Below are 12,504 nucleotides of genomic sequence, written 5' to 3' on the forward strand. Positions count from 1 at the left end.
GTTCCTGAACGCGGAAGGCTGTGGCTCGTGGGTTGGCTGTCAGCGGGTGACGGGTATGAAGTCGCCCTGGTGGAAGGGCGGGTGGCGGCACGCGCCACCTCGGGCCGGGCGGCGGGACGGCAGCTGAAGACGCTGCCGCGCGCGCTCAAGGACCATCCGGAGGTGGACCGGCTGCGGAGGTTCGCCGAATGGCTGGACCGGCACTCGGCCGCGTGCGTGGCGCAGGTCGACGCCTGGATGGTGTCCTCACTTCCCGTGCCCACCGGCCTGCTGGCCCGGGTCTGGCCGGACGAGGCGTGGCGGTCCGCGCTGCGGGATCTGGCGGTGGTCGGCGACGACCCGGACGAGGTCGGCTTCCTGCGCGGTGCCACGGACTCCGGTGAACTGCGGATCGTGAACCTGGACGGCGACACGGTCCGGCTCTCCCCGCGCACCGTGACCCTGCCGCACCCCGTGCTGCTCCCCGACCTCGACGACATACGGGAGTTCGCGGCGGAGCTGGGGATCACCCAGAGCGTGGAACAGATCCACCGGGCGATATGGCGGCGCCCCGAGCACCCCGACAACCCCGAGCACCCCGACACCAAGGCCACCGAGGTGCGGGCCTTCACCGGGGGTACGTTCCGCTCCCGTTTCGCCCTCGCCGCGCGCGCCTCCTCGCTCGGCTACCGCGTGTCCGGCGGCTACGCCACCGCCCGCGTACGGGACGGCGGACGGACCGTCGAAGCCTCCGTGTGGATCGGTGAGCCATACGCGGACGACGAGGTGAACACCGGCGCGCTCACCTGGCACAACCACGACGGCCGCGCCCTGCCGCTGCGCGAGGTGGGCCCGGTGGCCTGGTCGGAGGGCATGCGCATGGCCGCGGCGCTGTACGCCGGGCGCGTGATCGAGGAGGGCAAGGACGCATGAGCGGGGGAACCGAGATGTCGTACAGGGAACTGCTGGCGGCCGGCGGGGTACTGCCGCCGGACACCCGGGGAGCCGGGGAACAGGCCGTCCCGCTGACCACACGGACCTACCGTCACCCGGGTCTGGACGACCGGGTGGTGGTACGTCTGGTCGCCGGGGAACTGGGTGAGGCCGAGGACCTGGCCGCCGGCTACCTCGGCATGGTGCCGGACGCGGAGCCCGCCGTGGTCGGGCTCGGGCTGCGCCAGTCGCTCGGATTCCCCGAGTGGGTCCTCGTGCACCATCCGCGGGACGGCCATCACGCCCTGGGCGTCGTACCGGACCTGGAGCGGGCGTCCCGGCAGGTGAAGTCCAAGCCGAAGGCCGCCCTGGACGCCTACCTGGAGCTGGCCGCCCGGCTCGCCGCCTCGGTACCGCACTTCCTGCCGACCTTCTACGAGCAGGCCGCACGCGTGTTCCTCGCCGAGGAGAACGCCACCTACGCGGCACAGCTGTTCTCCCGCGCCCGCAAGGCCGAGGCGGAACACGGGCTGCCGGTGGAGGAGGAGCGCCTGGACGCCGTGTTCCTGGAGTTCGCCCTGGCGGGAGCGCTGCCCGTGAAGGTGCTGTCCGGATACGCGAGGGAACTCGCCGCGCGGGTGCCCGCCGAGGAGGCACTGCGGCGCTTCACCCGGCTCTGTCTGCGCCGCACCGCGGGCGGCCTCCCGCCGTCCGCCCAGATGGCGAACGACCTGCGCAGACTGGCCCGTGCCGCGGGACAGGACGCGGACCTGGCGGAGCAGGAGTACCTGACCGAACTGCTCGGCCTGCCGGCCACCCTGCGCGCCGCGGCGGGCTGGTGGAAGGGGCACCGGGCCGCCCTCACGGCGCTGGCCGCGCGGGAGCCGCGGCTGCGGGGCACACTGCTGGACCTGGTCCCCTCCTGCTACGACGACGACATGCCCGCGATATGGCTGGACATCCTCCGGGAATCCGGTGCCGTGGCCGCCCTGTGGGACGAGTCCCTGCCCGCCGAGGAGAGGCCGCGGGACGGCACCGCGGGCTGGCTTGAGCGGTTCCTGACGTTCCGCGAACGCGTACGGTCCTGGCGCGCCTCCACCCGGATGCCCGCGCTGTACCCGCTGGTGGAGCGCGCGGCGGGCCGACTGCGGACCGAACTCGCCGAAGCCGGGCGCGGGCTCAGGGCCGAACACGACATCGACCTGATCGACCTGCTGCTGTCCCTGGACGTACCGGTGGCGACCCCCGGACCCGACCGCTCCCTCATGCTGGCGCAGTGGGCGCCGGGCGAAGGACACCGGGACCTGCTGGCGCTCGCCGCCGACCCCCGTTTCCACGACGCGTTCCGGCAGGGCGCCGAACAGTTCGGCGACAACGACGCGTCACGGCGGGCGATCCGGCTGCTGGCCCAGTCGCCCGGCGGGCGTCCGCTCCTCGCCGCGTGGGTGCGCCGGGTCGTGCGGCGCTTCACCGCCGTCGGTCTGCCGCAGCTGCCCGAGGCGCTGAGCAGGCTGACATGGCTGCCCGCCGAAGCCCTGGCGCTGGCCGAGGACGAGGTGCGCGAGGCCGTCGGAACCGACCTGGCGCCGGTCCTGGTGCGCACCCTGCGGGCCGGTCTCTTCGACGAACTGGGCTGGCCCGCCTGGGAGGAGGCGGCGGCCGCCCTCGTCCCCAGGAAGGACGTCGAGGAGCTCATCGTCGCCGACGCCTGGCCGCATCTCATCGTGGCGGGCCCCCAGCAGGCTCGCGTGATCGGAGCCGAGGGCACCGTCCTCACCCACGACCTGCGCATCCCCGCGAACGACCGGCGCGGCGACCCGGGCTTCCACCACGTCGACGGCGAACTGCTCGTCTACTGGGACCACAAGGGCGACAGCCTGCGCGGCTACTGGCACACCCGCCCGGACCAGTCCCAGACCCTCCAGGGCCCCCGGTCCACGCGGGGCACCGAGATGGACTGGTACCGCGGCGACATGCCGATCACCCTGCCCCTGCCCGGCGGCGGCCGGACCACCGGCGCGGGCGTCCTGCACACCGGGGACACCACGGTGCCCGAGGAACGCGCGATCCTCTCCGACGGTGTCGCGTACTGGGTGTGGCACGCCTTTGGTGACGAGGGCGGACGGGGCTGGCACGAGTACGACCCGGCCACCGGGGAGGTCGGCCGGGCGAGCCGGCCCGCCTTCCTCGCCGATACGCTGCGCGACGCCCCTCAGGGCAGCGTGCTCGCCGACGCCCGACTGCGTCCCTCGCCGACGACGGGCCGGGCCCCCGCCTCCGCGCCCGTCGACGGCCTGATCGGGCTGTGCGCGGTGCGGCTGCCCGATGGCTCCCACCGCGTCCGGGACCTGGCCGGACAGACCGTCACCCTCGCCACGGACCGGGGCGTACCCGCCGTGCTCGTGCGGTTCCCCGGCGCCGACCGGCCCCAGGCCGTCATCCGCGGGAGCTGGCAGCTCGAACTGGTCGACCCGGACGGCGTCGTCACCTCGGTGGCCAAGACCGACCGTACGCCCGGCGTGTTCGGCGAGGGCACCCTGCTGCTGCCGCCGACGCAGTACTGGGAGTGCCTGACACCTCGTGACGAGCGGGGCTCCCAGGCACTGCGGCGGATCGACCGCGACACCGCTTTCGCCCTGCTGGCGGCCGCCGGGCAGGACGACGAGACGGCCCTGCCCACCGCTGTCCGCGCCCTGCTGCCCGTCACCCACGACGCGCTCGTCGCCGGTATCACCGGCGTCGTCCGCTACGCGGCACAGCAGCAGGCCGTACTGGACGCGGTGGCCGACCGGCTGACCCGGGCGCTCGCCGGTGATCCGGGGCAGACGGGCCCGGCCGGGCCGACCGACGCCGTGCTGCTGGACGCGATGAGCGGACTCGGCTCGCCGCGCTCCTACTGGTGGCACCGCGCCGAGGAGACGGACACGGTCTTCCGCGCCCTGCGCGTGCTGACCCGCGCCGCCGGGCTCACCGAAACCGCCGTTCCCGCGGACCGGACCGCGCGACTCCATCTGGACGGGCCGGAACTGCCGTTCGGCCAGCCCGGCCTGGAGACGCTGCTCAACCGGGTGACGGCCCTGACCTTCCGCGCCACCGCGGCCACCACCTCCGAGGAGCACCGCGAGGCGCTGGGCGCGCTGCTTGCCGCACTCGACACGCTCGGTCTGACGGAGGGCGGCTCCGGGCGCTGGCGCACGGTGGTGCTGCGGCTCCCGGCCGGCCCGCTGCGCACCCCGGCGGGCAACTGGCGCGAGGGCACCTGGAACGGCCTGCTGCCGCTCGGCGGCGGCGCCTTCGTCGCCATCCTCGGCCGCCGCTCGCCGGACGACGACGGCTGCGTGTTCACCGGGCTCTTCCACGATCCGGCCGGGCAGTTCGAGACCCCGGACCCCTACACGCTCCTGGAATCCACCTCCCTCGGTGACCAGGACGCCGCCCGCCGGCCCGGCGCGATCCTCGCGGAACTGGCCGTCCGTGGGCCCGCCCCCTGGTTCCCCTCGGCCGCGGAGGAGTTCGCCGCGCTCACCGGGGTCACCGAGACCATGGCCCGGCTGATCGTGGCCGGCCTGCCCCAGGTCGACGAGTACGAGCGCACGTTCCTGAGCGCACCGGCGCGGACCCAGCTCGGCGTGAAGGTCACCCTGGCCGCCGTCGCCAAGAACGAGCTGCAAGGCGTCGACGGCGATATCCGGGCCGCCGTGGTCGCCGCCCTCGTGCCCGCGGACCCGGCCCGTCTGTGGACCGAGGGGCCCGACGTGGCCGCGGCCGCCGAGGTCTGGAACGACCGGGTCGGCCGACGGACCGCCGTCCCCGAAGAGCTGCTCAACGACGCCCTCCGCGCCGTCAAGCACACCCCGTGGGAGGTGCGCGAGGCACTCCCGGCCCTGCTGTGCCCCGCCGGTGAACCCCGGCTCACCCAGGACCTCACCTGGGCGGTCGACGGCGACCGGGTCCGGCCCGTCGGGAACGACCCGGTCGGGTTCACGGCCCAGACGCTGACCGGCGCGGTCGCCCTCGCCGCCTGGCTCGCCCACCGGCTCCCCGCCGGTGACCCGATCCGTGCCGCCCTGCCGTCCGCGCTCACCGCCGTACGCGAACGACTGGCCCACCCCGGAGTGGTCCTCGACCTCGGGGAGTACATCCGCCTCTCCGCCTTCAGGAAGGCCGCGGGCACCCCGACCGAGACGGGCCCGGGCTACGAACGGTACGGCGCGGTCATCCTCGCCACCCACGACGACCAGCCCGCTCCGGGCCTGCGCGTCGACCTGCTCGACGAGGCCGGCCAGGACCCGTACCTGCCCGCGCTGCGCATCCAGCACCAGCGGCCCTACCCGGCCGAGGCGGCGCTGCGGCTGGCCCGCTCCCCTCACGTCGCGGCGCTGCTCGCCGACCCGGGCGAGCCCCTGGCGGGCGACCGCGACAAGGACGGCACCTGGTGGCCACAGGACCCGAGCCGCTCCGTGCCCGACCTGGTCACCCTGGCGGCCAAGGAACACGGCATCGGCGAGGACGCCGCCACGGTCTATCTGATGCTGCTGGCCATGCCCGACCCCACCGACCGGATGACGGCCCGGTGGACCGGTTGGAGGCCCGCCCGGCTCAAGGCCGCCCGCGCCGAACTGGCCGCCACCGACCTGGTGGTGGAGGCCAGCCGCACCCGGGCCGGACGCTCCCTCTTCCTGCCCGGCGGCTGGGTCGACCCCGGCGCACCGCGGGTCCCCCTGGAAGCGTGGAAGCTGCCGCTCTACGGCGAGCTGGTGCACGAGGAGCACGCCGTACTGGGGGTCCTCGTGCCCGCCGAACCCGTCGCGGACCTGTACCGCAGGGCCTGGCAGCGGGTGCGGGACGGGGACGGGCCGCGCTTCGCGGAGCTGAAGGTCCGCCGCGGGCGCCGTCGCTGACCCCGTGAACGGCCGGGGGCGGCCGGGGGCGACTCCGGAGCCTCAGCCCGGGGCGACTCCGCCGCCCCGCCCACCCCGGCCGCTCGCACAGACCGTCCGGGCCCGCGCCACGGGTCCGGTCGGCCCGGACCCACCACGGCTCCGGTCGGCCACCACCTGCCAGGTGAGGGCGACGGGTCGTCTCCGTCCACCGGGCCCGCGTCCCCCACGGCCGAGGGCCCGGAGCCGGACCGGCCGACCCCGTACCGGCCGACCCCGGACCGGCACCTGTCGGCCGGGGCGGCCGGGGCGGCCGGAGGGATGAGGCGGCCCGGGGTCACGCACCGCCCGCACTCGTCCCGCTCGGCCCCCACCGGTCACCCTGGAGTCCCGCCGCCCCAGGGTCTCCCTCCACCTGACCATCACGACACACCGGCCTGACCAGCACCCATGGTGAGAGACCCGGACCAACCCGTACCAGCAAGAACCAGCCAGCGACAGCCAGTACCGACCCGTACCGATCAGCAAGGATCCCGCATGCCTTCGACCGACACGGCGACGGCCCCCACGGCCCGGCAGACCCTGCCCGCCGAGGAGCGTCACGCCACCGAACTCGCCTTCCTCGCCGCCCATGACGAGGGGCCCCGTCCGCCCGGCTGGCGGCTCACGCCCCGCGCCGTCATCACCTTCGTGTGCGGCAGCGGAGGAGAGTCGCTCCAGCTCCCCAAGCCGCACGAGACGCTGCCGGACCGGCTGGAGATAGCCCCCAAGTTCGTCGGTGAACGCGCCCTCGTCGAACGGTGTGTGGTCACCCTCGCCGGTGAGCGCGGCCTGCTGCTCGTCGGCGAACCCGGCACCGCCAAGTCGATGCTCTCCGAACTGCTGGCCGCCGCCGTCTGCGGCACCAGCGCCCTCACCGTCCAGGGCACCGCGGGCACCACCGAGGACGCGCTGCGCTACGGCTGGAACTACGCGCTGCTCCTCGCCCAGGGCCCCACCCCACAGGCGCTGGTCGACTCGCCGGTGCTCAGCGCCATGCGCACGGGCCGGGTGGCCCGGGTCGAGGAGATCACCCGCTGCCTGCCCGAGGTGCAGGACGCCCTTGTCTCCCTCCTCTCCGACCGCCGGATCAGCGTGCCCGAACTGTCCGGAACCGGCGACGCCCAGGTCGCGGCCGCACCCGGCTTCACCGTCATCGCCACCGCCAACCTGCGCGACCGCGGTGTGTCGGAGATGTCCGCGGCCCTCAAGCGCCGGTTCAACTTCGAGACCGTGCACCCGATCGCCGACATCGACGCGGAGACCACCCTGGTCCGGCGGCAGGCCACCGCGGCCGTCGAACGGGCCGGCGCGGCCTTCGCGGTGGACGACGCGGTCCTCGACGTCCTGGTCACCGTCTTCCGTGACCTGCGGGCCGGCCGGTCCGCGGAGGGCTGGGACGTGGAACGCCCGGGCACCGTGCTGTCCACGGCCGAAGCCGTGCAGGTCGCCACCTCCCTCGGGGTGGCCACCGCCTACCTGCCCGGCGGCGACGTCCTCGACCTGGTGCCAGGCCACCTCCTCGGCGTGGTCCGCAAGGACGACCCGGCCGACCACGCGCGGCTCCTCGGCTACTGGGACGGCCCGGTGCGCCGCCGCGCCGAGGACGGCTCGCCCACCTGGCGCCGCCTCTGGGACCTGCGGGAGAACCTCCGGTGACACGCGCTCAGGCCCTCCAGGCCCCCCAGAACCCGCAGGAAGCGGTCGAGGCCCTCGCCCGCTCCACGACGCCGTACCTGCTGGGGGTACGCCACCACAGCCCCGCCCTCGCCGCGGCCGTGCCCGCCCTGCTGGACGCCTCCGGCGCCGAGGTCGTCTGCGTGGAGCTGCCCGTCGACTTCCAGCCGTGGCTCACCCACCTGGCCGCCCCCGGCACCCTGGCGCCGGTCGCACTGGCCGGGGCCGGCGAGGGCGGTCGGCTCGGCTTCTACCCCTTCGCCGACTTCTCGCCCGAACTCGCCGCGATCCGCTGGGCGCGCGAGCACGACGTGGACGTCGTCTGCTGCGACCTGCCGATGACGGATCCGGTGTGGCACGGCGACGACACGACCAGCCTCCCCGGCGACACCCGTGACGCCCTCGACCGGACGGCTCCCATCGCTGGACCCACCTCCTTCGCCGACGCGCTCACCGCCGCCGGGACCGGGCGCGACGGGGATGACCTGTGGGACCGCTGCGTCGAGGTACTGGCCCCCGGCTGTTCCCCCGAGGCGATCCGCAGGGCGGCGCTCGGCGTGGGCTGGGCCCTGCGCCGGGACGCCGAGTCGGCGGGCCGCGTACCGGCGGTGGACCTGGCCCGCGAGCGTCATATGCGGCACACGATCGCCCATGCCTCGGCGGGCGGACGCCGGGTCGCCGCCGTCATCGGCGCGTTCCACGCGCAGGCCCTGACACACGGGGCGAACGGACCGGATGGACCGGATGGACCGGATGGACCGGATGGACCGGACGGAGCGGATGGACCGGACCAGGCCAGCCACACCCGGGACCCGGGCCCGGCCACCGCGCCGCCGCCCGCGCCCGACACCCCCCGGACCGGGCGGCGACCGGCCGTGGTCACCTCACTCGTCCCCTACTCCTTCGACCTCCTCGACTCCCGCTCCGGCTACCCCGCGGGCATCCGCGACCCACGTTGGCAGCAGGCCGTGTACATGGCCGCGGGCCAGCCCGAGCTGCTGCACACCGCCGCCGCCCGCGCGATCACCGACGTATGCCGACACCTGCGGACCGCCGGGCACAGCGCGGGCACCGGCGAGGCGGCCGAAACCCTGCGGATGGCCCGCGACCTGGCCAGCGTGCGCGGTCTCGCCGCCCCCGGGCGCGGCGAGGTGCTGGAGGCACTGACCACCGTCATGGGCCAGGGCGAGCCCCTCGGCCGGGGCCGGGCCCTCGCCCGTGCCCTCGAAGCCGTCCTCGTCGGCACCGACCGGGGCCGGACCGCCCCGGGAACCCCACGGTCCGGACTCGGCCCTTCCGTGGAGGCCGAACTCGCCGCGCTACGACTGCCGCGCCCGGACGAACCCGCCGCCCGCGAGGTGCGGCTCGACCCGTTCCGCTCCTCCCTGGACAGCCGCCGCGAGATCCTGCTCCAGCGCCTCGCGGTGTGCGGCGCGGGCTACGGCGAAGCCACGGAGGTGGCCGGCACGGGCGACGGCACGGCACTCACCACCCGATGGCGGCTGTCCTGGAACCCGGCCGTCCCCGTGCGACTGGACCTGGCCGGAGTCCGAGGAGTGACCGCGGCCCTCGCGGCCGAGGGCACCCTGCGCGAGATGTACCGCCGCGCGTCGGCGGACGGCGGGCCGACCTGTGCGCTCGTCCTGACCGGGCTGGGCGCGGCAGCCCGCTGCGACCTGCCCGCGCTGGTCACGGAACGGCTCACCGACGCCGCCGCCGTCCTCCCCGCCGCCGCGACACTCACCGAACTCCTGGAGGCGCTCGACCTGCTGGAGGCACTGCGCCGCGGCCATCTGCCCGGTACCACCGCCGAGAGCCGCGAGCTCGCCGCCACGCTCGCCGCCGACCTGCTGGAGACAGCGGTCCGCGCCCTGCCCGGCCTCTCCGGCAGCGACGCGCCCAGCGACGCGGCCGCGCTGATCGCGCTCGCCTCGCGGGCCGGTGACCACCGGCTCGGGCTGCGGATGGACCACGCGCTGGCCACCCTCGCGCACACCGGCTCCCCCCTGGTCCAGGGCGCCGCACTCGTCGCCCGGGTCCTGCTCGACCTCGACGACACCGCGACACTCGGCACACGGACCGCCGGGTGGATCGACACCGCGACCCACCCGGACACGCGGCTGGCGCTCGCCCGCAGGCTCTCCGGACTGCTCAGCGGCGCCGCCCCGCTGCTCCAGTCCTCGCCGACCGCGCTGGACCCGCTCCTCAACCGGATCGACACACTCACCGACCAAGGATTCCTGGACCGGCTGCCCGCGCTGCGAGGCGGCTTCGACACGCTCAGCCCGGCCGGCCGAGGCCGTCTGCTGGACGCCGTCACCGAGCGCCTCGGCGACCGGCTCGACCTCTCCCTCGGCGCCTCGCCCGCACTGCTCGCCCTGTGGACGGCGGCCGATACGGCGGGCCTCGCCGCGGTGACGTCGCTGGCCCTGCCGACAAGGACACCGTCCGGCCCACCCGACTCAGCCGCCGCACAGACCCCGCCCCCGGCGCCACCACGGCCCACAACCCCCGCCGACGGCCCGGCAGCCCCCGATACGATCCCCGCCACGACTCCCCGCGCGTCCCCGCCCGGCGCGCCCCACCTCTCACCCACCGACCGGTGGCGGCTGCTGCTCGGCCGGGAGAGCGAGAAGCTGCCGACGGACGCCCGCCGCTACGCGCACGCGCTGGACGAGCTGTACGGCACCGGGCGCGGCGAGGGCGCCACCGACCTCGGCCGCGAAGGCGGCCCGGGCGGCGGTCAGGAGGCATCCTTCCCCACCGCCCGCGAGTGGGCCGCCGAACTCGACGCGCTGTTCGGCGCGGAGATCCGCGAGGAGGTGCTCGCCCGCGCCGCCGACCAGGGCCGCACGGACGTGCTGGCCGAGCTGGACCCCGCCTCGGTGCGCCCCTCGGTCGACCTGCTGACGTCCGTGCTGTCCCTCGCCGGGGGCATGCCGGAACAACAACTGGCCACGCTGCGGCCCCTGGTGCGCCGGCTCGTCGAGGAACTGGCGAAGGAACTGGCCACCCGGATGCGTCCGGCGCTGACCGGTCTGGCCACTCCGCGACCGACCCGCCGCCCCGGCGGCCGGCTCGACCTGCCGCGCACCCTGCGGGCCAACCTCGCGACCACCCGCCGAACGGCCGACGGCCGGACCCTGGTCGTCCCGGAGAAGCCGGTGTTCAGCACCCGTTCCCGCAAGGAGGCCGACTGGCGTCTGATCCTGGTCGTCGACGTGTCCGGATCGATGGAGGCGTCGGTCGTCTGGTCGGCGCTGACCGCGGCCGTGCTGGGCGGGGTACCCACCCTCTCCACGCACTTCCTGGCGTTCTCGACCAACGTGATCGACCTGACGGACCACGTGGACGACCCGCTGTCGCTGCTGCTGGAGGTACGCGTCGGCGGCGGCACGCATATCGCCGCCGCACTCGCGCACGCCCGCACCCTCATGACCGTGCCCAGCCGGACGATCGTGGTGGTGGTCAGTGACTTCGAGGAGGGTTACGCCCTGGGCGGACTCCTCGGCGAGGTGAACTCCCTCGCCTCCTCCGGGGCGCACCTGATGGGCTGTGCGGCCCTGGACGACACCGGGACCCCGCGCTACTCGGTACCCGTCGCCCGCCAGCTCGTCGCCGCCGGCATGCCCGTCGCCGCCCTCAGCCCCCTCGCCCTCGCCCGCTGGGTGGGCGACCGCCTCCGCGGAGAGACCCGATGAACACGGACCCGACGCGCCCCGACCCGATAGCGACCGACCCCATGACGACGTACCCGGGCCTGACACACCCCGAGCCGGTAACGACCGAGCCGGTAACGACCGACGCGACGAGCGAAGGCCCCGCGAACGCCGGACTGCCGCCGGTGGCGCCTGATGTCGTAGCCGCCGCCGTCGAGGGCCTGACCGCACGGCTCCGCAAGAAGCTGGACGCCACGATCGCGTCGTACGCGGCCCTGCCGGTCACCGTCACCGACGGCGTGCTGCGGATCCGGTGCGGTGAGGACACCGAAGTCGCGCTCTCTCCCGGCCCGACCGGCGCGGTCACGGACGCCGGACAGGCGGTGTGCACCTGCCTGCTCTCCCCCCGGTGTCTCCACCGCGCCGCCGTGCTCGGCGCCTGCCCGGTCGCCGACGCGGACACCCCCGCCGCCGAACCGGAACCAGCCCCGCCGGACCTCGACATTCCGGCGCCCACCGGCCCGACCCCCGCACAGATCGCCGCCGCGGCCGCGCTGTGGGCGGCCGCCGCGGACGTGCTCGCCGCGGGGGTCCCCGCCGCGGGCGCGGTACCCCAGGCGGAACTGCTGCGGGCCGCCCACACCGCCCGGCTGGCCGGACTGCACCGCGCCGAGGCCGCGGCCCTGCGTGTCACCCGGGGGCTGCGGGCGGCCCGCGCCCGGCACGACGGCCACCGGCTGGCCGACCTGGTGGCCCAGGTCCGCGAACTGCTGCTCACCACCCACCTGCTGGCGGCGGGGAACCCGTCCCCGGCACTGGTCGGCACCGCCCGTCGCGGCTACCGTCCCGGCGGCGGACTGCGGGTGTACGGGGTCTGCCGGGAACCGGTGATCACCGCCACCGGATACGGCGGTGTCGTCACCCACCTCGTCTCCGAGGACGGACAGTGGTACTCCGTCGCCGACGTCAAGCCCGGCGGCCCGGCCCGGGCACGCGGCGCCGGCACGGCGAGCGTGATGCTCGGCTCGGGCACCCTCGACCACGCCCGGCTCTCCCGTGGCGGACTCCTGATCACCGGTGCGACGCTCTCCCCGGACCGGCGGCTGGGTTCCGGGAAGGGAGTGAAGGCGACTCCGCTCGCCGGACTGCCGTGGACGTCGGGGGCGCTCGCCACGCTGTTCGCCCGACCGCTGTCGGAGGCGGTCGCGGCCCGGCTCGCGGAAGGCGCCGGTAGCGCCGGTAGCGACCCCGCACGGGCCGACGCGACGGCCCGCGAGCTGATCGGCTGCGACCTGATCCTCGTCGGCGCCGCGGGCGAGCACCTCCTCGCCCGCGAA

4 protein-coding genes and 1 pseudogene are annotated in these 12,504 nt (G+C 75.5%); all 5 read left to right on the top strand.

Annotated features, from left to right (window positions below):
* The first annotated feature begins 27 nt into the window (after window positions 1-27).
* The gene (locus tag ACFVIM_RS00355) at window positions 28-912 is read left to right on the top strand and encodes a DUF4132 domain-containing protein (RefSeq protein WP_384296872.1); all 885 of its coding nucleotides are present in this window, start codon (window positions 28-30) and stop codon (window positions 910-912) included.
* The gene (locus ACFVIM_RS00360; RefSeq protein WP_384296873.1) at window positions 909-5,813 is read left to right on the top strand and encodes a DNA-binding protein; all 4,905 of its coding nucleotides are present in this window, start codon (window positions 909-911) and stop codon (window positions 5,811-5,813) included. Before ACFVIM_RS00355 ends, ACFVIM_RS00360 begins: the two co-directional genes overlap by 4 nt.
* Before the next feature lie 516 nt (window positions 5,814-6,329).
* A complete protein-coding gene (locus tag ACFVIM_RS00365; protein ID WP_384296875.1) occupies window positions 6,330-7,490 on the top strand; it encodes an AAA family ATPase in 1,161 nt (386 codons plus the stop codon).
* Entirely contained in the window at window positions 7,487-11,209 is a 3,723-nt protein-coding gene (locus ACFVIM_RS00370) for a DUF5682 family protein (protein WP_384296876.1), read from the top strand. Before ACFVIM_RS00365 ends, ACFVIM_RS00370 begins: the two co-directional genes overlap by 4 nt.
* Window positions 11,206-12,504: pseudogene (locus ACFVIM_RS00375) on the top strand (hypothetical protein); the annotation flags it as partial. The gene ACFVIM_RS00370 and the pseudogene ACFVIM_RS00375, both read left to right, overlap by 4 nt.

The sequence above is a fragment of the Streptomyces sp. NPDC057638 genome, assembly GCF_042800315.1.
Taxonomy (GTDB): domain Bacteria; phylum Actinomycetota; class Actinomycetes; order Streptomycetales; family Streptomycetaceae; genus Streptomyces.

What these genes read in the sequence shown, in the direction of transcription:
- ACFVIM_RS00360 (WP_384296873.1), top strand. Translation starts at nt 909, where the DNA reads ATGAGCGGGGGAACCGAGATGTCGTACAGGGAACTGCTGGCGGCCGGC.
- ACFVIM_RS00365 (WP_384296875.1), top strand. Translation starts at nt 6,330, where the DNA reads ATGCCTTCGACCGACACGGCGACGGCCCCCACGGCCCGGCAGACCCTG.